This is a genomic window from Paenisporosarcina sp. P4_D4, assembly GCF_056401835.1.
Genome location: NZ_JBFUIO010000027.1, coordinates 12,473 through 35,278, shown reverse-complemented (window position 1 = coordinate 35,278; position 22,806 = coordinate 12,473). Strand labels below are relative to the sequence as shown.

18 protein-coding genes, 8 tRNA genes and 2 rRNA genes are annotated in these 22,806 nt (G+C 43.8%); 27 read left to right on the top strand and 1 reads right to left on the bottom strand.

Annotated elements, in window-relative coordinates:
* Positions 1-114 precede the first annotated feature (114 nt).
* The 10 genes from AC1DSL_RS08715 to AC1DSL_RS08670 all read left to right on the top strand — a co-directional run bounded on the left by AC1DSL_RS08715 (position 115) and on the right by AC1DSL_RS08670 (position 3,926).
* Positions 115-2,834: ribosomal RNA gene (locus tag AC1DSL_RS08715) — 23S ribosomal RNA — on the top strand.
* Between the two features lie 67 nt (positions 2,835-2,901).
* Positions 2,902-3,017: ribosomal RNA gene (rrf, locus tag AC1DSL_RS08710) — 5S ribosomal RNA — on the top strand.
* Positions 3,018-3,037: 20 nt separating this feature from the next.
* Positions 3,038-3,112: transfer RNA gene (locus AC1DSL_RS08705), tRNA-Asn, on the top strand.
* Positions 3,113-3,125: 13 nt separating this feature from the next.
* Positions 3,126-3,198: transfer RNA gene (locus tag AC1DSL_RS08700), tRNA-Thr, on the top strand.
* A gap of 38 nt (positions 3,199-3,236) precedes the next feature.
* A tRNA-Glu gene (locus AC1DSL_RS08695) sits at positions 3,237-3,311 on the top strand.
* Between the two features lie 160 nt (positions 3,312-3,471).
* Positions 3,472-3,547: transfer RNA gene (locus AC1DSL_RS08690), tRNA-Val, on the top strand.
* Positions 3,548-3,569: 22 nt separating this feature from the next.
* Positions 3,570-3,653 (top strand) — tRNA-Tyr (locus tag AC1DSL_RS08685).
* An 18-nt stretch (positions 3,654-3,671) separates the two neighbouring features.
* Positions 3,672-3,746, top strand: a tRNA-Gln gene (locus AC1DSL_RS08680).
* Positions 3,747-3,758: 12 nt separating this feature from the next.
* Positions 3,759-3,831: transfer RNA gene (locus tag AC1DSL_RS08675), tRNA-Lys, on the top strand.
* Positions 3,832-3,853: 22 nt separating this feature from the next.
* Positions 3,854-3,926, top strand: a tRNA-Ala gene (locus tag AC1DSL_RS08670).
* A 65-nt stretch (positions 3,927-3,991) separates the two neighbouring features.
* Here AC1DSL_RS08670 and AC1DSL_RS08665 read toward each other — a convergent pair.
* Positions 3,992-4,882 (bottom strand): LysR family transcriptional regulator, encoded by an 891-nt coding sequence (locus AC1DSL_RS08665; RefSeq protein WP_477531899.1) that lies wholly within the window; start codon positions 4,880-4,882, stop codon positions 3,992-3,994.
* 92 nt (positions 4,883-4,974) lie between these two features.
* Here AC1DSL_RS08665 and AC1DSL_RS08660 point away from each other — a divergent pair, with 92 nt between their 5' ends.
* From AC1DSL_RS08660 to AC1DSL_RS08580, 17 genes are all read left to right on the top strand, one after another.
* The gene (locus tag AC1DSL_RS08660; RefSeq protein WP_477531898.1) at positions 4,975-6,045 is read left to right on the top strand and encodes a citrate/2-methylcitrate synthase; all 1,071 of its coding nucleotides are present in this window, start codon (positions 4,975-4,977) and stop codon (positions 6,043-6,045) included.
* Positions 6,046-6,074: 29 nt separating this feature from the next.
* Positions 6,075-6,659: a GNAT family N-acetyltransferase gene (locus AC1DSL_RS08655; protein WP_477531897.1), complete on the top strand. Its 585-nt coding sequence runs from the start codon at positions 6,075-6,077 to the stop codon at positions 6,657-6,659.
* 67 nt (positions 6,660-6,726) lie between these two features.
* Complete coding sequence (rocF, locus tag AC1DSL_RS08650; RefSeq protein WP_477531896.1) at positions 6,727-7,632, top strand: arginase; 906 nt, start codon at positions 6,727-6,729, stop codon at positions 7,630-7,632.
* A 234-nt stretch (positions 7,633-7,866) separates the two neighbouring features.
* Positions 7,867-8,430, top strand: coding sequence for an RNA polymerase sigma factor SigW (gene sigW, locus AC1DSL_RS08645; protein WP_016429490.1), 564 nt, complete (start codon positions 7,867-7,869; stop codon positions 8,428-8,430).
* A gap of 12 nt (positions 8,431-8,442) precedes the next feature.
* The gene (locus AC1DSL_RS08640; RefSeq protein WP_477531895.1) at positions 8,443-9,060 is read left to right on the top strand and encodes a zf-HC2 domain-containing protein; all 618 of its coding nucleotides are present in this window, start codon (positions 8,443-8,445) and stop codon (positions 9,058-9,060) included.
* Between the two features lie 308 nt (positions 9,061-9,368).
* A complete protein-coding gene (gene cdaA, locus AC1DSL_RS08635) occupies positions 9,369-10,205 on the top strand; it encodes a diadenylate cyclase CdaA (RefSeq protein WP_016429492.1) in 837 nt (278 codons plus the stop codon).
* Positions 10,198-11,481 carry a CdaR family protein gene (locus AC1DSL_RS08630; RefSeq protein ID WP_016429493.1) on the top strand — a complete coding sequence of 428 codons (1,284 nt, stop codon included), beginning with the start codon at positions 10,198-10,200 and terminating at the stop codon, positions 11,479-11,481. Before cdaA ends, AC1DSL_RS08630 begins: the two co-directional genes overlap by 8 nt.
* 28 nt (positions 11,482-11,509) lie before the next feature.
* Positions 11,510-12,862 carry a phosphoglucosamine mutase gene (gene glmM / locus AC1DSL_RS08625; RefSeq protein ID WP_016429494.1) on the top strand — a complete coding sequence of 451 codons (1,353 nt, stop codon included), beginning with the start codon at positions 11,510-11,512 and terminating at the stop codon, positions 12,860-12,862.
* Positions 12,863-13,020: 158 nt separating this feature from the next.
* Positions 13,021-13,470: an Lrp/AsnC family transcriptional regulator gene (locus AC1DSL_RS08620; protein ID WP_016429495.1), complete on the top strand. Its 450-nt coding sequence runs from the start codon at positions 13,021-13,023 to the stop codon at positions 13,468-13,470.
* Between the two features lie 330 nt (positions 13,471-13,800).
* On the top strand, positions 13,801-14,742 hold the full coding sequence (nikB, locus tag AC1DSL_RS08615; protein ID WP_477531894.1) for a nickel ABC transporter permease: 942 nt from the start codon (positions 13,801-13,803) through the stop codon (positions 14,740-14,742).
* Positions 14,743-14,758: 16 nt separating this feature from the next.
* A complete protein-coding gene (locus AC1DSL_RS08610) occupies positions 14,759-15,655 on the top strand; it encodes an ABC transporter permease (protein ID WP_477531893.1) in 897 nt (298 codons plus the stop codon).
* Between the two features lie 142 nt (positions 15,656-15,797).
* Positions 15,798-17,351, top strand: a complete 1,554-nt coding sequence (locus AC1DSL_RS08605) for a glutathione ABC transporter substrate-binding protein (RefSeq protein ID WP_477531892.1) — start codon at positions 15,798-15,800, stop codon at positions 17,349-17,351.
* Positions 17,352-17,362: 11 nt separating this feature from the next.
* Positions 17,363-18,367: an ABC transporter ATP-binding protein gene (locus AC1DSL_RS08600; protein WP_477531891.1), complete on the top strand. Its 1,005-nt coding sequence runs from the start codon at positions 17,363-17,365 to the stop codon at positions 18,365-18,367.
* Complete coding sequence (locus tag AC1DSL_RS08595) at positions 18,342-19,343, top strand: ABC transporter ATP-binding protein (protein WP_477531890.1); 1,002 nt, start codon at positions 18,342-18,344, stop codon at positions 19,341-19,343. Before AC1DSL_RS08600 ends, AC1DSL_RS08595 begins: the two co-directional genes overlap by 26 nt.
* Positions 19,344-19,376: 33 nt before the next feature.
* Positions 19,377-20,981 carry a gamma-glutamyltransferase family protein gene (locus tag AC1DSL_RS08590; RefSeq protein WP_477531889.1) on the top strand — a complete coding sequence of 535 codons (1,605 nt, stop codon included), beginning with the start codon at positions 19,377-19,379 and terminating at the stop codon, positions 20,979-20,981.
* A complete protein-coding gene (locus AC1DSL_RS08585; RefSeq protein ID WP_477531888.1) occupies positions 20,975-21,571 on the top strand; it encodes a chromate transporter in 597 nt (198 codons plus the stop codon). The genes AC1DSL_RS08590 and AC1DSL_RS08585 overlap by 7 nt, the downstream gene beginning before the upstream one ends.
* Complete coding sequence (locus AC1DSL_RS08580; protein WP_477531887.1) at positions 21,568-22,098, top strand: chromate transporter; 531 nt, start codon at positions 21,568-21,570, stop codon at positions 22,096-22,098. The genes AC1DSL_RS08585 and AC1DSL_RS08580 overlap by 4 nt, the downstream gene beginning before the upstream one ends.
* Positions 22,099-22,806: the final 708 nt, after the last annotated feature.

Here is a 22,806-nt window from a genome sequence, read left to right as displayed (position 1 = left end):
GCAAAGCAAACCTTTGTTCTTTGAAAACTGGATAAAACGACATTGAAAGCAATAAACATTCAAGTAATTCAACATACAACTTCGGTTGTATGCGTAAGAACTTTTTAACTTTTAGGTTAAGTTAATAAGGGCGCACGGTGAATGCCTTGGCACTAGGAGCCGATGAAGGACGGTACTAACACCGATATGCTTCGGGGAGCTGTAAGTAAGCTTTGATCCGGAGATTTCCGAATGGGGAAACCCACTGTTTTTAATAGAGCAGTACGTTTGCGTGAATACATAGCGCATCCGTGGCACACCCAGGGAACTGAAACATCTAAGTACCTGGAGGAAGAGAAAGAAATTCGATTCCCTGAGTAGCGGCGAGCGAAACGGGAAGAGCCCAAACCAAGAAGCTTGCTTCTTGGGGTTGTAGGACACTCAATACGGAGTTACAAAGGAACGAGTTAGACGAAGCGATCTGGAAAGGTCCGCCGCAGCAGGTAAAAGCCCTGTAGTCGAAAGTTCGTTCTCTCCTGAGTGGATCCTGAGTACGGCGGAACACGTGAAATTCCGTCGGAATCTGGGAGGACCATCTCCCAAGGCTAAATACTACCTAGTGACCGATAGTGAACCAGTACCGTGAGGGAAAGGTGAAAAGCACCCCGGAAGGGGAGTGAAAGAGATCCTGAAACCGTGTGCCTACAAGTAGTTAGAGCCCGTTAATGGGTGATAGCGTGCCTTTTGTAGAATGAACCGGCGAGTTACGATTGCATGCAAGGTTAAGCTGAGAAGGCGGAGCCGCAGCGAAAGCGAGTCTGAATAGGGCGATAGAGTATGTAGTTGTAGACCCGAAACCAGGTGATCTACCCATGTCCAGGGTGAAGGTAAGGTAACACTTACTGGAGGCCCGAACCCACGCACGTTGAAAAGTGCGGGGATGAGGTGTGGGTAGCGGAGAAATTCCAATCGAACCTGGAGATAGCTGGTTCTCTCCGAAATAGCTTTAGGGCTAGCCTCAATTTTGAGAATCCTGGAGGTAGAGCACTGTTTGGACTAGGGGCCCATCCCGGGTTACCGAATTCAGACAAACTCCGAATGCCAGAGATTTATAATTGGGAGTCAGACTGCGAGTGATAAGATCCGTAGTCAAGAGGGAAACAGCCCAGACCACCAGCTAAGGTCCCCAAGTAATTGTTAAGTGGAAAAGGATGTGGCGTTGCTTAGACAACCAGGATGTTGGCTTAGAAGCAGCCATCATTTAAAGAGTGCGTAATAGCTCACTGGTCGAGTGACGCTGCGCCGAAAATGTATCGGGGCTAAACAATTCACCGAAGCTGTGGATGGATTCCGTATGGAATCCGTGGTAGGAGAGCGTTCTAAGGGCGTTGAAGCTAGACCGGAAGGACTGGTGGAGCGCTTAGAAGTGAGAATGCCGGTATGAGTAGCGAAAGACGGGTGAGAATCCCGTCCACCGAATGACTAAGGTTTCCTGAGGAAGGCTCGTCCGCTCAGGGTTAGTCGGGACCTAAGCCGAGGCCGATAGGCGTAGGCGATGGACAACAGGTTGATATTCCTGTACCACCACTCCACCGTTTGAGTAATGGGGGGACGCAGAAGGATAGGGTAAGCGTACTGTTGGTTATGTACGTTCAAGCAGTAAGGCGTGGAATGAGGCAAATCCCGTTCCTATAACGTTGAGCTGTGATGACAAGGACCATTAGGTCTGAGTTCCTGATTTCACACTGCCAAGAAAAGCCTCTAACGAGGTGGAAGGTGCCCGTACCGCAAACCGACACAGGTAGTCGAGGAGAGAATCCTAAGGTGAGCGAGAGAACTCTCGTTAAGGAACTCGGCAAAATGACCCCGTAACTTCGGGAGAAGGGGTGCTCTATTAGGGTGTTAAAGCCCGAGAGAGCCGCAGTGAATAGGCCCAGGCGACTGTTTAGCAAAAACACAGGTCTCTGCAAAACCGTAAGGTGACGTATAGGGGCTGACGCCTGCCCGGTGCTGGAAGGTTAAGAGGAGTGCTTAGCGCAAGCGAAGGTGCGAATTGAAGCCCCAGTAAACGGCGGCCGTAACTATAACGGTCCTAAGGTAGCGAAATTCCTTGTCGGGTAAGTTCCGACCCGCACGAAAGGCGTAACGATCTGGGCACTGTCTCAACGAGAGACTCGGTGAAATTATAGTACCTGTGAAGATGCAGGTTACCCGCGACAGGACGGAAAGACCCCGTGGAGCTTTACTGTAGCCTGATATTGAATTTTGGTACAACTTGTACAGGATAGGTAGGAGCCTGAGATTCCGGAGCGCCAGCTTCGGAGGAGGCGTCGGTGGGATACTACCCTGGTTGTATTGAACTTCTAACCCTTGCCCCTTAGCGGGGCAGGAGACAGTGTCAGGCGGGCAGTTTGACTGGGGCGGTCGCCTCCTAAAGTGTAACGGAGGCGCCCAAAGGTTCCCTCAGAATGGTTGGAAATCATTCGTAGAGTGTAAAGGCAGAAGGGAGCTTGACTGCGAGACCTACAAGTCGAGCAGGGTCGAAAGACGGGCTTAGTGATCCGGTGGTTCCGCATGGAAGGGCCATCGCTCAACGGATAAAAGCTACCCCGGGGATAACAGGCTTATCTCCCCCAAGAGTCCACATCGACGGGGAGGTTTGGCACCTCGCTGGGTAGCTATGTGTGGCCGGGATAAGTGCTGAAAGCATCTAAGCATGAAGCCCCCCTCAAGATGAGATTTCCCATTACGCAAGTAAGTAAGATCCCTCAAAGACGATGAGGTAGATAGGTTCGAGGTGGAAGCGCGGTGACGTGTGCAGCTGACGAATACTAATCGATCGAGGACTTAACCAAAATGAATTTGAATGGTTTTCAATGACCCGTTTATCCAGTTTTGAGTGAACAAACACTCAAAAAAAAGTCTAGTGATAATGGCAAAGAGGTCACACCCGTTCCCATACCGAACACGGAAGTTAAGCTCTTTAGCGCCGATGGTAGTTGGGGGTTTCCCCCTGTGAGAGTAGGACGTCGCTAGGCTTTTTTATTTATACTTTTATTCCGAAGTAGCTCAGTGGTAGAGCAATCGGCTGTTAACCGATTGGTCGTAGGTTCGAGTCCTACCTTCGGAGCCACTACTTTCTTCTTGCTTCCATAGCTCAGCAGGTAGAGTGCTTCCATGGTAAGGAAGAGGTCACCGGTTCGAGCCCGGTTGGAAGCTTTTTTCCAAAAATACAGTACTCGTTTATCATACATATCGGCCCCTTGGTCAAGCGGTTAAGACACCGCCCTTTCACGGCGGTAACACGGGTTCGAATCCCGTAGGGGTCACCATGAATTTCTTTTTACGTAACTTTAACCAGTTCGTAAAAAGGATCAAAAGCACAAGTAGTTCTAGGAAACGAACGAATGAATGAAGGAGCGTACAAAAGTACGTGACTGAAATGAATGCGTGAGTTGACAACGAAATACGCCGCTTTTCATTCTTTTTACCGGAGGATTAGCTCAGCTGGGAGAGCATCTGCCTTACAAGCAGAGGGTCGGCGGTTCGAGCCCGTCATCCTCCACCATTATTTTTATATATTTACCCTTGGAGGGGTAGTGAAGTGGCTAAACACGACGGACTGTAAATCCGTTCCTTCGGGTTCGGCGGTTCGAATCCGCCCCCCTCCACCATTTTTTCGATTTTACTAATGGGGTATAGCCAAGCGGTAAGGCAACGGATTTTGATTCCGTCACGCCCTGGTTCGAATCCAGGTACCCCAGCCATAACACTTGTACGAGCCATTAGCTCAGTTGGTAGAGCATCTGACTTTTAATCAGAGGGTCGTAGGTTCGAATCCTACATGGCTCATTTTTTTATTTAATTTTTTTTCGGGGCCTTAGCTCAGCTGGGAGAGCGCCTGCCTTGCACGCAGGAGGTCAGCGGTTCGATCCCGCTAGGCTCCATAATTGAAAAGATGTTTGGAATATTTATATTCCAAACATCTTTTTTTGTTTTTCTGAAATCATGTTTATCCAAAATAATGCGACGACAAGAGCTGAATGAACTCTTTCTCCAATTCCGCTTGTTTCTTTATGACAACATAAGTCGTGACTTTAGGTAATTCAAATAAATCAAAATGGACATTCTTCAATCTGCCCTCCAGTAGTTCACGTCTGACAATAGAGTGAGGCAGGAATGAGATACCGAGCCCTTCCTGGATAAAACGTTTGGTGATATGTGCTTGAGAGACTTTCATGGAACGCAAGCCGGTTACTTGTTTTCTTAACTTTATCAACACGTCATCCCAAAACACGGGGTGATGGTGGGTAAACAGTGTATAAGTTTGTAAAAACTCCATTTCATCGTACGCAGGCCCACTTTCATCATCATAGATATCCACAGGAGCAATGAAAAGAAGAGGTTCTTCAAAAATTGGAATCGATTCAATATGTTTATAAGTCGAATTTAATGCGGATATCCCCAAATGTACGTCTTCTTTATCCACAAGTTCTTCGATGAGGTGCGATTCTTCCACGCGAATCGTGATTTCTAAGTCTGGATGTTGCCGCATAAATGAACGCAGGATATGAGGTAATATGGTTTCTGCCAACAACGGAGAAATGGCAATGGTCCAATTCCTTCTAAACCCCTGTTTGTAAGCATGAATGGTTTGGATACTTTCTTCATATTGTTGAAGGAGTTTGTCTGCTTTATCCACAAATAATTTGCCGGCATCCGATAACGTAACCCGGTTTTTGCTACGTTCAAATAAAGAAATTCCTAAAAATTCTTCCAACAATTTAATGTGCACGGAAACACTCGGTTGTGACATTAAAAGTTGCTCGGAAGTTTTTCGGAAATTAAGCGTCTTGGCAGCCACACTGAATGTTTTTATCCATTGAATTTCAATAACAAACACCTCTATTAAGAAAATTAATTAAGTTAATTATAACTATTTAATTTTTATAATCAATTTGCCGACGTATACTTCTTTTATAGGAGGCGATCAGTATGTTTCAAAAAGGTTTGAAAGACGTGGTGGCCGTTCACACGAAAATCGCATCGGTCGATGGAGACAAAGGTGAATTGCGCTACCGTGGAGAACTTGTGGATAAAATCATCCCAAATGCAACATTTGAACAGTTGTCCACATTTTTATGGACAGGAGAGAAGGAACCAGTTTCCTCATTACTGAAAGAAGGAAGAGTACTTCCTGAACATGTACTAAACCTACTGGGGCAATTGCCCATTGATTTACAAGTGATGGATGTATTGAAGGTAGCTGTTTCGGCTTACGGAACCCCGTCATTCCTGGGAAAATCAATATATGAACAATCGGTTATTTTAACAGCTGCTCTTCCGGTAATCGTTGCTTTTTATTATCGAAGACAACAAGGATTGGAGCCTTTGTCTTCACTTGATAATCTCGGACATACAGCCAATTTTTTATACTTGTTAACAGGGATATCCCCAACACTTGCACAAGTGGAAGCGCTTGAGACGTATTTGTTATTAACAATGGAGCATGGCTTGAATGCATCGACGTTTGCTGCACGTGTCACCATCTCAACGGAGTCTGATATTCCATCTGCAATTGTATCTGCACTAGGGACGATGAAAGGTCCTTTACATGGAGGTGCTCCTTCAGGGGTGCTTGATTTATTGGATGAGATGCAGTCTCCCGAAGGAGTGCGTGCAGTCATAGAAGAAAAGCTAGCTAGAGGAGAACGCATCATGGGGTTCGGTCACAGGATCTATAAAACGGAAGATCCGCGTTCGATTGTGCTTCGTGAAAAATGTTTATCACTTCAAGGAGAAGATGCATGGCTTGATCTTGCTACTTTTGCTGAAAAAGAAATAATTCATCTGTTAAATGAACATAAACCTGGCCGCAAGCTGTATACCAATGTCGAGTTCTATGCAGCGGCCATCATGCGTGCCATTAATTTGGACCCGGCACTCTTTACACCTACCTTCAGTGTGGCTCGAATTGTCGGGTGGACTGCCCATGCGATGGAACAAGCGGAAGATAACACAATTTTCAGACCACAGTCTGTATATATTGGAAAAACTTTTGTATGATAGTGTAAAAGTTGTTGGGAGTGTGGAATATGAGCGTTTTATTAATGCATGATGATGTGACGTTACGACCGATGCAAGAATCCGATATTGAAAGACTGTGGAAACTGACAACGTTCGAAACGTTTACTTTTATGCTTAATAAATTTCAACATATGGAAGAGTTTGAAAAGTGGATGAGCTCCGGCTATGAAGATATGCAATTAACTGATTCGACAATTGTTTTTGTTGCAGCGAACTCAAAAACGGACGAACTGTATGGTTCTACACGTATATATAACATTGACCATGCGAATAAAACATGTGAAATAGGCGGTACTTTTTATGGCAAACCATTTCAACGAACGCATATCAATACGACAGCTAAGTGGCTGCTGCTCACATATGCCTTTGAAACGCTTGGCATGATTCGCGTTCAATTTAAAACAGATGAAGAAAATGTGGAGTCTCAAAAAGCGATTGAACGACTCGGAGCCCAAAAAGAAGGCATCTTACGAAATGAACGAATTCGCTCGACTGGAAAACCGCGCAATGCCGTTGTTTACTCAATCATTGACAAAGAGTGGGCCAGCGTCAACAAAGGGTTGCAAGAAAAAATGAATAAATATTCAAAATGATGTGCGGTTGAGCCAAGTGTACCTCTTCATTTACAATAGACCTAAGTAAATGGGGAGGTATAAAATAATGAATAAATTAAATATATCTTTAATTGGGGTACCGATGGATTTGGGGCAAAATCGTCGTGGGGTTGATATGGGACCGAGTGCGATTCGTTACGCTGGCGTTGTTGAACGTTTAGAAGAGATTGGTCACACGGTAACAGACGAAGGCGATATCCAAATTGCAGCGGCAGAAAAAACTGCTCCAACTAATACAAATTTACGCAACTTAAAAGAAGTAACAGATGCAAGTACAACTTTAGCTAATAAAATCCATGATGTTATGGAAAATGGTCAATTCCCGCTTATTCTAGGTGGAGATCATAGTATTGCCATTGGCACATTGGCTGGTTTAGGCGATCGTTATGAAAATCTAGGCGTTATCTGGTACGATGCGCATGCAGATTTAAATACGGGAGATACATCTCCATCTGGTAACATTCACGGAATGCCACTTGCAGTAAGTATTGGATTGGGCAATGAACAATTGGTGAATATTCGTGGATTTGCACCAAAAATCAAGCCTGAAAATGTTGTCATTATCGGCGCACGTTCAATTGATCCTGGTGAGCGTGAGTTAATTAAAGAAAAAGGCATCAAAGTGTTCACGATGCATGATATCGATAAGCTTGGAATGACGGAAGTTATGGACAAAGCTATGTGGTATTTAAAAGATCGTGAAGTAGATGGTGTCCATTTATCACTGGATTTAGATGGAATTGATCCGATTTATACACCAGGTGTGGGAACTCCTGTACCGGGTGGAATCAGTTACCGCGAAAGTCATTTAGCGATGGAAATGCTGTATTCTGCAGACATAATCACATCAGCTGAATTCGTAGAAGTTAACCCGATTCTTGATGAGAAAAATAAAACAGCGGATGTAGCTGTAGCTTTGATGGGCTCACTATTCGGCGAAAAATTATTATAAGTTAATATCGAACGGTTCAACCTGGCATATGATGCTATGGTTGAACTGTTTTTGTATTTATTTCATGCCACTAATTGAAATGAATGGCCGTCAACTTATAGGTAAGTTTTTAATTAATTGTAAGTATCTTGAAATATTTCTGATATAATATTAGGTATTGATAAAAAAGATGAAACCTGTCTCAACTTTAATCCGTATAAGTAAGACAGCCGCATGAGCGGAGGGGAAATCACCATGGATGCTTTGGTCAACAAACGAATAAAAGAAGTATTAAAAGGCGATCAAAATGCATTCGCGGAGATTGTCGAGCTATACCAAGATAAATTATATCGGGTATGTTTTCGTATGCTTGGAAACATGCATGAAGCGGAGGATATCGCACAGGAAGCATTTGTTCGTGCCTTCATTAACATCCATACGTTTGATACAAATCGAAAATTTTCAACTTGGTTGTACCGAATTGGAACCAATTTGTGTATCGACCGTATAAGAAAGAAGAAACCGGATTATTACTTGGATGCAGAGGTTTCAGGTACAGAAGGTTTGAATATGTACTCGCAAATCGCTGCCTCAGAAGAATTGCCGGAAGATCAGGTAATGAAAATGGAAATGCAAGACCGTGTCCAATATGAAATCAGTCGCTTGCCGGATAAGTACCGCGCAGTGATTGTACTGAAATATATGGAGGATTTGCCGCTCCAGGAAATCAGTGACATTTTGGAAATGCCACTTGGAACTGTGAAAACCCGTATCCACAGAGGGCGCGAAGCGCTCAGAAAGCAATTGAGTAACATGTAGGAGGGATTCACGATGAACAAATGTCCAGAACATATCGTTCACTATATGCATGAATATTTGGATGGCGACATCAGTGTTGAACATGAGCAGGAGCTCAAAACCCATTTAATCAATTGTCCGTCTTGTCAGCAGCACATGCATGAGTTAAGCAAAGTCGCTGCGTTCGTTCAGAGCGCTTCACATATTACAGCACCGAATGGTTTTGTGGAAGGCGTGACGGCACGTTTGCCAAAAGAAACATCAAAAGTTGGGATGAAACGCTGGTTCCACAGCCATCCATTACTGACTGCTGCAGCCTTGTTTATGATTCTGATGAGTGCTTCACTCTTCTCCAGTTATAACGATGACCAACATTTCTCGTTTACAAAACAACCAAACCTTGTGGTTGAAGGAGAAAAAGTAATCGTTCCTGCAGGAGAGATTGTCAAAGGGGACTTGGTTGTCAAAAATGGTGACCTTCAAATTGATGGAGAAGTAGATGGGAATGTGACGGTAATCAATGGACAGTATATGGCCTCAACAGCCAATGTGACAGGTGAAATAGAAGAAATCAATCAAGTGTTTGATTGGCTTTGGTATAAAATTAAAGCAGGCGCAAAAGACGTCACGTCGCTTGTTGATGGAAACTAAGATAAATAAGCCTACCCGTTGAGGGTGGGCTTTTGCTTTGTCCCTATTGAAAGGTAGGAGATAGGACGTGATTCCGGCTGCGAAATATGTGAACGCGAATAGAAGTTGTGGAAAAGCGAATAGAAGTCAATGAAACGCGAATAGAAATGGAATAAGAGCGAATAGAAGTCCCCAAAACACGCATAGGCCAAAATCCATGCGCTATAAGTGTCAATCTTGCTTGAAGCGTTGCGCTATTAGGCAGAAGGCTGGATGTTTATGTTATACTGATTCCATATGAATATGTGATGAAAAGTGGGGGATGCCACATGCCGTTTATTGACCAATTCACCGATTTGACGCCGGTAAACGTGCTCGTTAATATACTTGATGTGTTACTCGTGTGGTTTGTCATTTATAAGATCTTCACTTTGATAAAAGGAACGAAAGCGGTCCAATTATTAAAAGGAATCTTTGTAATCATCATTGTCCGGGTGCTAACGCAAACAGTTGGATTGGATACACTTGGTTGGATGATGCAAAAAATCATTGACTGGGGCTTTCTTGCCATTATTATTATTTTCCAACCGGAGCTAAGACGTGCACTCGAACAGATAGGTCGAGGTAAATTATTCGCCCGCACGAGCCTTCAAGAAGCAGAAGAGCAAAATCGATTAATTGAAGCCATGACGAAATCTGTAAGCTATATGGCAAAACGCCGAATTGGTGCGTTGATTTCGATTGAACGCGAGACAGGGTTAACGGAGTACATTGAAACGGGTATTAAAATGAACTCTGAAACTACATCGGAATTATTGATTAATATTTTCATACCGAATACGCCACTTCATGATGGAGCGGTTATTATGCAAAAAAATAAAATAGCGGCTGCTGCCTGTTATTTGCCGTTATCTGAAAGTCCATTCATTTCGAAAGAGCTTGGTACACGTCATCGTGCGGCACTGGGTATAAGCGAAGTGACGGATGCCATTACCATTATTGTATCTGAGGAAACGGGAGCGGTTAGTTTAACGTCTAACGGAGACCTTCACAGAAATCTATCCATTGAAGAATTTGAAACACGCTTGCGTAAAGTGTGGTTTGGACCTGAACCTGAAATGGTTAGCACTTCTAAATGGACGTGGAGGGGGAAAAAGAATGGATAAAATGATGAATAGCCCTTGGTTTTTGAGAATCACTGCGCTACTTCTTGCCATGCTTTTGTTCTTGACAATTAAATCCGATGAAGAAAGCTTGAATGCATCAACGAACGGGAACATGACGGATATTATTCGCGATGTGCCGGTGGAAGTCTATTATGATGATGAGAACTTAGTGGTCACGGGAGTTCCAGAAACAGTTGATGTAACGATAGAAGGACCTACGTCGATTGTACAATCAGCAAAACAGTTGCAAGATTTCACCGTCTTTGTGGATTTACGCAATTTGAATATGGGTCAGCATAATGTCATGCTCCAAGTGGAGAACGTGTCAGAAAAACTTGAAGTCACCTTAGATCCTTCTTATATCGAAGTGAGTATTGAAGAGAAAATAACCCGGGAAATGCGGGTAGATGCTGAATTTAACGAACGATTGCTGGCTGAAGACTTTATCGTGACGGGCATGAAAACGAACCCTGAACGTGTATTGATAACGGGAGCGAAAAGTGTAGTTGAAAGCATCAGTTTTGTAAAAGCAACTGTCGGGGGAGAGCCAGGACTCAATAAAACATTCACGCAAGAAGCGAGCGTAAAAGTATTGGATAAGGATTTATCCAAATTGAATGTGACCATTGAACCTGCTCAAGTGGACGTCACGGTTAACATTGAAGAATATAGCAAAGAGGTACCCATTGCTTTAAGGCAAATCGGGCCACCTAAAGAAGGCGTAATAATTAATGATTTAACGCCATCATTTGAGTATGTACGTGTGTACGGAAACCGAGCGGTTGTCGATGCATTGGAGTCAATCAAGGTGGACGTAGATGTGAGTAAGCTTGAAGAATCAAAAGAACTCGCATTGAAATTACCGGTACCTAAAGGTGTGTCGAGACTTTCTGAATCTCAACTGGAAGTACTTGTTGATGTGACACCAGCACCTAAAGAAGAGTCGGTGGAAGAGTCCGGCCAAGTGCCAGCTGAAGAAGATAACGAAGTTAAAACAAAATCCCGTGAATTCGCGGATGTTAATGTAGAAGTCAAAGGGTTGAATGAAAAGGATCATTACGCATTCAGCCAACCTGAAAGTGGTCAAGTCCTCTTGACTGTACGAGGAGAAAGTCCATATATTGACACCTTGAGTGCGAAGGATTTTCAAGTATATGTAGATGCAAGCACAGCTGAAAACGGTGAAAATCTTTTGGTTGTCACCGTTGAAGGTCCTGAAAACGTGACTTGGACGGTGTCTTCACCTTCTGTCACAGTGGATGTCGTGCGAGCTTAAGTTTGGATTTGAAGGAGAGAATAGATAAATGGGTAAATATTTTGGAACTGATGGGGTACGAGGCGTTGCGAATAGCGAGCTTACACCAGAATTAGCATTTAAATTAGGTCGTATCGGTGGATACGTTTTAACAAAAGAAGCTACAAGTCGTCCGAAAGTTTTGATTGGACGTGATACACGTATCTCCGGTCATATGCTGGAAGGTGCACTGGTTGCTGGTCTTTTATCTGTAGGTGCAGAAGTTATGCGTTTAGGCGTCATCAGTACGCCAGGTGTTTCTTACTTAACGCGTGTGATGAGTGCTGAAGCGGGCGTCATGATTTCAGCTTCACATAACCCGGTTGCAGATAATGGAATCAAATTCTTTGGTTCTGATGGCTTCAAACTTTCTGATGAACAAGAAGCGGAAATCGAAGCGCTTATTGATACAGAAGTGGATGAATTGCCACGCCCGGTTGGCGGCAATTTAGGATCTGTTACGGACTACTTTGAAGGTGGACAAAAATACATCAGTTACTTAAAGCAAACGTTGGATGAAGATTTTGTTGGCATCCATGTTGCTTTGGACTGCGCACATGGCTCTACTTCTTCTTTAGCAACTCATGTTTTTGCTGACCTGGATGCGGATCTTTCCACGATGGGTGCATCACCGAACGGTTTGAACATTAACGAAGGTGTCGGATCTACTCACCCTGAAGTATTGGCTAAGTTTGTCGTTGACAAAGGAGCTCATGTAGGGCTTGCGTTTGATGGAGACGGCGATCGTCTGATTGCAGTGGATGAAAAAGGTCAAATCGTAGATGGCGATCAAATTATGTACATTTGTGCGAAGCACTTGCATAGTGAAGGCCGTTTGAAGCACGATACAGTTGTTTCTACAGTTATGAGTAACATGGGCTTCTATAAGGCGCTTGAATCTCATGGTATGAGTAGCGTGCAAACAGCGGTTGGTGATCGATATGTTGTCGAGGAAATGAAAAACAATGGCTACAATTTAGGTGGAGAACAATCAGGACACATCGTGTTCCTGGATTATAATACAACAGGTGATGGTTTACTAACGGGTCTTCAATTGGTGAACATCATGAAAATTACAGGCAAGAAGCTGTCTGAACTTGCAGCTGAAATGACGATTTTCCCACAAAAACTTGTGAATGTACGTGTCACGGACAAACATGGCGTAACGGATAATGCAAAAGTGGCGGCAGTCATTGCGGAAGTTGAGCAAGAAATGGCTGGCAATGGCCGCGTGTTGGTACGTCCTTCCGGTACTGAACCATTGGTGCGTGTCATGGTTGAAGCGTCAACGCAAGAAGATTGCGAACGATATGTGGAACGCATTGCTGAAGTTGTGCGTACTGAAATGGGACTAGCAGAATAATTTATTTGGAGGGCCAGCTTCTATGAAGTTGGTCTTCTGTCGTTCTGTGTATATAAATTCCCGTTTAAAAACAAATCGTAAGAATATTAATTATTTTTCTTCCCAGCTGCTAATTCTTTTCGTATAATACCAATACAATGGTGGAAAGTGGGTGGCCCATGCGTTTAGATGCTACAGATAAACGTATTTTAGAATTATTGATTGCTAATGGACGCTTATCGTATGTAGATATAGGTAAAGAATTGAACTTATCACGCGTTGCTGTGCGCGAACGTGTACACCAGTTGCAAGAAGCGGGAGTCATTGAACGTTTCACGGTGGTAATCAACTCGGAGAAAGTTGGTAAAAGTGTATCTGGCTTCTTTGAAGTGGACTGTGAACCATCTTCGCTTGTGGAAGTGGCTGAAAAACTTGCTGATAACCCTAGTGTTGCGAGCTGTTATCAAATGACCGGACCTTCAACCCTGCATATGCATGTCTTGGTGGATGATTTCTCCAATCTAGAAAAGTTCATCAACGAAGAATTGTACGCATTGGAAGGCATTACGCGTGTGGAAAGCCACATATTATTAAGACGCTTCAAGAGCCGAAGCGGATTAAAACTATAACAAAATAAAGACCCCTGACATTTCTTATGAAAAGTCAGGGGTCTTTTTGTATAGAAATTTCAACTTACGAAATGATTGTAAACGTTTTCATCGTTTTAATAAGGCGATACTAACAATTTGATTGATTTTTTCTAAAACGAATTACGTTATGTAGGAGATAATCACTATTTATTAACGAAAGGAATATAAAAAATGAAAAATTATAATTTATTTGAATATTCATGTAGATTTTTAATTCTCAATGCTCTATAATCACATTTAACAAATAACAACCAATTGTTAATCAAATTAAAAAAATCAATTAACAATTGTAAGAAGGTGGGGGAATAAATGATAGCTTTGATTGTCAGAAGAGGGATACAACTGGTTTTTTTATTACTAGGAATTTCCTTTCTTGTCTTTTCATCCATGTACATAGCTCCTGGCGACCCAGCCACGATGGTGGGCGGACCTACGGCGACTGAAACCGATTTGGAAGCCATCCGAGATAATCTTGGCTTAAATGATCCATTCCTTGTTCAATATGGAAGGTATTTAAAACATGCAGCTCAAGGGGATTTTGGTTATTCCTATCAGTCAAAGCAAGCTGTTTCAGAGGCTATATCAATCCGTTTTCCAAATACACTAAAACTTGCGATTGCCAGTATGATTGTTGCGGTAGTCATTGGGATATTTGCAGGGTTGATATCAGCACTCAAACATAATTCATGGCTGGATGTCACGTCAACCACGTTTGCGCTTGCAGGCATTTCCATTCCGAACTTTTGGTTAGGTACACTGTTAATTTTAGTGTTTGCAGTAAATCTGCAATGGCTTCCGGTAGGTGGACTTTCCGAACCTTTTTACACGGTTGACGGCTTCAAACAATTGATTTTACCGGCAATTACTCTTGGTACGGGCTCCGCAGCTATGATTGCACGAATGGCGAGGTCTTCCATGCTTGAAGTGATTAAAGCTGATTACGTTAGGACAGCAAGGGCGAAAGGTGTGAAAGAACGAAACGTCATTTGGATTCACACGCTGAAAAATGCCATGATTCCAGTCATCACAGTCATCGGACTTAACTTTGGATTTTTGCTAGGGGGAACAATCATTACTGAAAAAGTATTCGCCATCAATGGTGTAGGAAGGTTAATGATTGATTCAATCGCAATGAGAGATTTCCCTATGGTTCAAGGATCTGTGCTGTTAGTGGCCACTCTGTTTGTGGTCGTAAATTTAATCGTAGATATTGTTTATACCTTTATCGATCCACGTATCAGCTACGACTGATGAAAGGAGATACCATATGACGAATGCAATCCTGACGACGGAGAAACGTTTGCCGGTTGTTAAGAAAAAAGAAAAAGTTTATATGACTACTTTAAAAAGATTGTTCAAAAATAAGTTAGCAGTTGCGGGATTGTTCATCATCCTTTTACAAATCGGAATGGCAGTTTTTGCACCACTTATTGCGAGCCATGATCCCATCAAACAAAACTTGGTGGCAAGCGAATTGCCAATGTTTTCAGATGGCCATTGGTTAGGAACTGACAACTATGGACGGGATGTGTGGGCACGAATTGTCTACGGTGCACGAATTTCCTTGCTTGTAGGCATCATGGCCGTATCACTCGGTCTGATTGGGGGTGTCACGCTTGGATTGCTCGGCGGGTACTATAAAAAATTGGATGGCGTCATCATGCGCATTGTTGATTTATTGTTCTCGTTTCCAGGGATATTGCTAGCGATGTTGATTATCGCAATTTTGGGCACGAATTTGGTCAATGTCGCCATCGCAATCAGTATTTGGTCCATTCCAACATGTGCCCGTATTGTACGAGGCTCGGTTCTTTCCATTAAACAGAAAGAATACATCATGGCGATGAAGTCATTAGGCGCATCTGATTTTCGAATTATGATCCGTCACATTTTACCGAATGCATTCGCACCGATCATTGTATTCGCGACGATGCGAATGGCTACGGCGATATTATCCACAGCTGCACTCAGTTATTTAGGACTGGGCGCTCAGCCTCCCACACCTGAGTGGGGAGCCATGATTGCACAAGGTCAAGATTATATGTGGACCTCGCCTCATTTAACAATCGTCCCAGGTGTTGCTATTATGTTGACGGTTTTTGCATTCAATGTTGTCGGTGATGGATTGCGGGATGCGTTAGATCCGAATATGGATATTCAATGAAAAGCGAAACGCGCCACTTTAGCTCGGCGCCGGCGCTTGAAGAACCGATTCGAAAGCTTGCTTTCGCATGAGGGACTAAAGCTGAAGTGCGAACTGTCGTGTATTGCCAGACATCAATAATAATGGAGCAGGGGGAAAAAGAATGAAGAAAATAGTATGGTACTCAATCATGTTAATGGTAATGCTTGTACTTGCAGCTTGCTCGGGGGAATCCGCATCAGCACCTAAAGATTCTGATGGGAAATCAAGTGGTGGATCTGCAAGTAATGAAACATTCACATATGCATCGACTTCAGATGCTGTCGGGTTATCACCGATCTTAATGAACGACGCAGTATCCGCGAATATCACGGAGCATGTCTATGAGCAACTATTTACTCGTAACGGAGATACAAAGGAATTTGAACCTTTGCTTGCTGAATCATATGAAAACCCTGATGAAAACACATGGGTCATTAAATTAAAAGAAGGTATCAAATTCCACGATGGCACACCTTTTAATGCTGAAGCAGTAAAATATACATTTGATAAACTTCGCGATCCAGCAACTGCTGCACCACGTGCATCATTATTGGAACCGGTTGATACGATTACAGTATTAGACGAACACACGGTTGAAATTAAAACAAAGTATCCGTATGGACCGTTCTTAGCGGCTTTATCACATACAAATGCAGCGATTGTCAGCCCAACTGCCGACAAGAAACAAGACTTAATGAAAGATCCAGTTGGAACGGGTCCATTCAAGTTTGTTAGTTGGACACCTGGAGATAAAGTTCAATTAGAAGCAAATGAAGAATATTGGGATGGGGCACCGGAATTAAAGAAAGTTATGCTAAAAGTCGTTCCGGAAATTTCAACTGCGATTTCCATGCTACAAACAGGGGAAGTTCAATTCATCGATAATTTACCAACAGAGCAAGTGAAGCGATTGGAATCAATGGATAACATCAATATTGAAAAGAAAGATGGTACGAGTGTTTATTACTTAACGTTCAACCATTCACTTGAGAGAAACCAAGATCCTGAGTTCCGTAAAGCAGTTGCATTAGCAGTAGATCGTGATGCATTTGTTTCGAAACTGAATGGTTTAGGTGTAAGAAGTGATAGTGTTATCGGGCCGCAAGTATTCGGCTTTAATGAATCTGCAGACAAAGCAGGAACAGCGTATGATGTTGAAGCGGCAAAAGCCTTAGTTAAGAAAAATGGATACGGGGACAAACCAATAAAATTATTAACTGCTAATCGCGACAATTTCATCTTAATGGCTGAAATCGTACAAGCTCAATTAACTGAGGCAGGATTCAAAGTAGAGATTGAATCGATGGAATGGGCAACATTCTTGGATACAGCTCGCGCGGGAGACTATGACCTTACTTTCTTGAGTTGGTCAAATGTAACGGGAGATGGTTCTGAATTATTTTATCCGAACTTCCATAGTGATAACGTTGGTTCATCTAACCGTTCTCAATACAGCAATCCGGAATTTGACGAACTGGTTGTTCAATCGCGTACAACGATTGACCAGGATGAGCGTTTGCAAATTCTAGATGAAGCCAATCATTTAATGATTGATGAAAATGTTGTCATCCCAATGTATCACGGGATTGTAACGGCAGCGCTGGATAAAAATTATTCTGGTCTTGAAATTGATCCAAATGGTAAGTGGTCCTTGAAAAAAGTTTCAAGAAAGTAGGGGGAAATGATATGGAGACATTACTCGAAGTGAATCACTTGGTAACCGAATTTCGCACAGCGGACGGCAACGTCCAAGCTGTGCGGGATGTCTCCTTTTCCATTGCGAAAGGGGAGACGCTTTGTATCGTTGGTGAATCAGGCTGCGGGAAAAGTATTACGTCCCTATCTGTCATTGGACTGCTTCCGAGTAATGGAAAGATCGCAGGCGGAGAAGTGAAGTACGAAGGAAAGCCGATTCATAATCTACCATACGAAGAAATGAGAAAAATGCGTGGCACGAAAATTTCAATGATATTCCAAGAACCGATGACCGCATTGAATCCAGTATTGACGGTGGGGTACCAATTGCGTGAACCACTCATTTTGCATCATAGAGTCAGCAAAAGTGAAGCGACGAAACAAGGCATAGAGTTATTGAAGCAAGTCGGCATTCCCTATCCGGAGAAACGTATGAATCAATACCCACATGAACTGAGTGGGGGGATGAGACAACGAGTCATGATTGCCATTGCCCTCGCCTGCCATCCTGGCCTGCTCATTGCAGATGAACCTACTACTGCATTGGACGTCACCATTCAGGCTCAAATTTTGGATTTAATTAATGACCTTAAAGAAAAATTGAATATGGGCGTTATGATGATTACCCATGATATGGGCGTTGTCGCTGAAGTTGCTGACCGTGTGATGGTCATGTATGCAGGTAAAAAAGTGGAGGAAGGCACGGTCACTGAAATATTTGATCATCCAAAACATCCGTATACAATTGGCTTGCTGAATTCAGTTCCGAACATTGATGATTCTGATTTTGAGTTGGAACCGATTCCTGGGTCCCTTCCGAGTTTACAGGAACACATCCAAGGATGTCGTTTCCATCCGCGATGTAAATTTGCGACTGATAAATGCCGGGAACTGACACCACCTGAATTTAAAACGGATGAAGGACATGTCGTCAGTTGTTGGTTGCACGAAGAAGTGGAGGAGGTTAAGCATGGTCACCTTGTCGCCCAAATCTAATCCGAAAATTCTCCTTGAATTAAGAGGCGTGAAAAAGTATTTTCCTATTAAAGGCGGTATTTTGAAACGCGTTCAAGGCCACGTGAAAGCTGTAGAAGATGTGTCACTTCAATTGTTTGAAGGGGAAAGTCTGGGAGTGGTTGGCGAATCGGGCTGTGGAAAATCAACTCTGGGTAGAGCCATTTTAGGACTGGAAGAATTGACGGAAGGAAAAATCCACTTTCGTGACGAAGAAATACAAGATTTAAAACGTAAAGAAAAATTGAAATTCGTCAAAGAAATGCAGATGATTTTCCAAGATCCATATGCGTCCCTAAATCCACGCCAACGGATCGGTCATGCATTGGAAGAAGTATTTACAATGCATACAAACATGTCTGCAAAAGAAAAGCGAGCGAGTGTATTGGATTTACTACAAGAAGTCGGATTGAAAGAAGAACATTTTGAACGGTATCCGCATGAATTCAGTGGCGGACAACGGCAACGAATCGGCATTGCGCGTGCGATTGCCTTGAATCCTTCTTTTGTCATTTGTGATGAAGCGGTTTCGGCTTTGGATGTTTCAGTCCAGGCGCAAGTGTTAAAATTATTGAAGTCGCTGCAAGAAAAATACCAGCTGTCGTACTTATTTATTTCACATGACCTGGGCGTTGTCCGTTATTTCTGTGATCGGGTCTTGGTTATGTATCTGGGCAACACGGTGGAGCTCGGCACGGTAAAAGATTTGTTTGCTAATCCATTGCACCCGTACACGCAGGCTCTGCTTTCCGCCATTCCGAGGCCATCTGTTCAAAAAAATACTAAGCGGATTCGTTTGCAGGGTGATTTGCCAAATCCGGCAAACCCTCCGAGTGGATGTCCATTTCACACACGTTGTCCGATTGCGCAGGAAGTATGCAAAGTCGACAAACCGGCTTGGCAAGAAGTAGAACCAGCTCATTTTTCTGCTTGTCATTTTTCAGGAACAAAAATTTAAACATTGAACTGACCAAACTTAAGGGGGAACATCATGGATTACTTACACCACCCATTTGCTGCGAAGCGACATACGGTATTCGCGAAAAAAGGCATGGTCGCCACTTCACAGCCACTTGCAGCACAGGCTGGTCTTGAAATATTGCAGAAAGGCGGAAATGCAATTGATGCTGCCATTGCAACAGCTGCCGCATTAACTGTAGTAGAACCCACTTCAAACGGTATCGGTGGCGATGCATTTGCCCTCGTATGGTCAAAGGACAAGTTGCATGGTCTGAATGCCTCCGGTCCTGCACCGCAATCGATTTCTGCTGAAGCCATCCGCGATAAAGGGCATGAAAAAATGCCCGTTTTTGGCGTCATTCCAGTGACGGTTCCTGGGGTTCCAGCTGCGTGGGCTGAATTGTCCGCGAAATTCGGGAAACTTTCATTAAAGGACGTGCTCGTTCCAGCAATTCGATACGCAGAAGAAGGCTATCCATTGTCACCGATTCTCGGCAAGTATTGGAAAGCTGCCTATAAGAAGTACAAAGAAACGTTCACGGCCGAAGAATTTGCTGCCTGGTTCGAAACGTTCGCACCGGACGGTCGTGCGCCTGAAATCGGGGAAGTCTGGTCTTCACCAGGCCATGCAAAAACGTTGCGTGCAATTGGTGAAACGAATGCGCGTGATTTCTACGAAGGCGAAATTGCCGACAAAATCGATGCATTCTTCAAAAAGCATGACGGATACTTAACAAAAGAAGATTTATCTACATATAAACCGCAATGGGTTGAGCCTGTTTCAGCAAACTACCGAGGTTACGATGTGTGGGAAATTCCACCGAACGGGCAAGGAATGGTTGCGTTGATGGCGTTGAACGTATTCAAGCAATTTGATCCACCTGCTTGGCAGGATGCGGACACATTCCACCGACAAATCGAAGCGATGAAGCTGGCATTTACAGATGGCCAGGCATTCATTACAGAACCTGAAGCAATGCCTGTAAGTGTCGAACATCTGCTGTCAGATGAATACGCTGCAAAACGAGCAGGTGTCATTGGGGAGACTGCAACAAACCCTGAACCGTATGAGTTGCCAAAAGGCGGAACGGTTTATTTAGCCGCTGCGGATGACGAAGGAAACATGATTTCTTACATCCAAAGTAACTATATGGGCTTCGGCTCGGGTATCGTGATTCCAGGCACAGGCATCGGACTGCAAAACCGAGGGCATGATTTTTCACTGGATGAAACACATCCGAACGTGCTGAAGCCAGGCAAGCGAACGTACCATACGATTATTCCTGGCTTCCTGACGAAAGATGGTCAGGCTGTTGGACCGTTTGGTGTGATGGGGGGATACATGCAACCCCAAGGGCATTTCCAAGTGGTCACAAATACAGTTGACTTCCTATTAAATCCGCAAGCAACGTTGGATATGCCACGCTGGCAGTGGATGAAAGGAAAGACTGTCCACGTAGAACCGGAGTTTCCGAACTACTTGGTTCAGAGTTTGGTTAGAAAAGGACATGACATTCACGTAACATCCGATGGCGGCAGTTTTGGACGTGGGCAAATAATTTGGCGAAACCCTGAGACGGGTGTGCTTCAAGGTGGCACAGAATCCCGAACAGACGGAGCCATCGCGGCTTGGTAGAACGTGCTGGGGTGAAGAACGCTACGGGACGTCCACGTCGTGGTCTTTACCGCAATATCGCGCTGGCTTTCTTTCGCACCGGCATGCTTGGATTTGGAGGGGGTCCTTCCTCTATTCCATTGGTCCATCAGGAAGTCGTGAAAAAATATGAATGGATGACGGATGACGAGTTCGGCGACACTTTAGCTCTTGCCAACACGTTGCCAGGTCCCATTGCGACTAAAATCGCTGGATATATTGGCTACCGGATAGCGGGTGTCTGGGGATGCTTGATTGCCCTTGTGGCATCTATCATACCAACAGTTGTATTGATGATTGTTTTTTTAGGATTATTGCAAACATATAAAGATATTCCCTGGGTTCAACATATGTCAGCGTCCGTCGTACCGGTTGTTGCGGTCATGCTTGCCGTATTGACTTGGGATTTTGTTAAGAAATCAGGAGAAACTCTCGGTTGGATGCGCGCCATATTATTGATCGTGTTATCCGGCATTCTAATAGAAGGTTTGCAAATCCATCCGGCTATTGTCATTTTGGTTTGTATCCTTATCGTCTTTTCACCGCTCCTGAAAAGGAGGGAAAAAGCATGATTTATTGGCACTTGTTTTTGGCATTTTTCATTCCTGGTATCCTCGGTTATGGTGGAGGACCAGCTTCGATTCCATTAGTAGAGCATGAAGTGGTAGGGAATTATGAATGGTTAACCACGCAGGAATTTAGTGAAGTGGTCGCGATTGGCAATTCCTTGCCTGGTCCAATTGCTACGAAAATGGCGGGGTATATTGGGTACACGGAAGCGGGAGTGCTCGGATCTATCGTCGCGATGTTCGCGAGCGTCGCCCCGTCTTTACTCCTGATGATTGGCATGATGGCCATCCTGCTTAAGTACAAAGACGAACCGGAAGTGAAAAACTTAACGAAGATTATTCGACCAGTTATCGCTGTTTTGCTAGGTTTCATGACCATCCAGTTTGCGCAGGAATCAGTTGAAGGTGTTGGTCCCGGTTATACTTTGTTTTTGATGGCGGCAAGTTTCGTTCTATTGGAAAAAGTGAAGTTGCACCCCGCTTTTGTCATTGCGTTGGCGTTGGTATTTGGTGCTATAACGGGTTTGTAAGAGTCGCAGAGATGCGGCTCTTTTCCATTTTCCCGATACACTTCGCATCTCTTTGTCAGCTGCGCTCACTCACATCCTCATGTACTTATGTACACTCCGGTGTTTGCTCGCTTGCTTCCGCGACCTGCTCGTGTCTCGGGAAAATGGTGTGTTACTCGTCGCATTTCTTTGTCAGCTGCGCTCACTCACATCCTCATGCACTTTTAGTGCACTCCGGTGTTCATTTACTTGCTTCCTCGAACTTCTTGTGTCCCGGGAAAATGGGTGCTACAACGTCGCATCTCTTTGTCAGCTGTGCTCACTCACATCCTCATGTACTTATGTACACTCCGGTGTTCGCTCGCTTGCTTCCGCGACCTGCTCGTGTCTCGGAAAAATGGTGTGTTACACGTCGCATTTCTTTGTCAGCTGCGCTCACTCACATCCTCATGCACTTTTAGTGCACTCCGGTGTTCATTTACTTGCTTCCTCGAACTGCTCGTGTCCCGGGAAAATGGGGAGAATTGTTATTTAAGAATGATTGAAAGGCCATCTCATAACAAGATACCTGGTGAAAAATGGTCATTGAGAATATATAAAATGTTTAATTAAACTAGGAAAAACGGATGGTAAATTTTAAAAGGCTGTTTTCTTAGACTTTCATGTTTCTTTGGAATATATTGAGGGTATGTACTGTATTGACGTATGTATGTGAATTCAGTATGATAG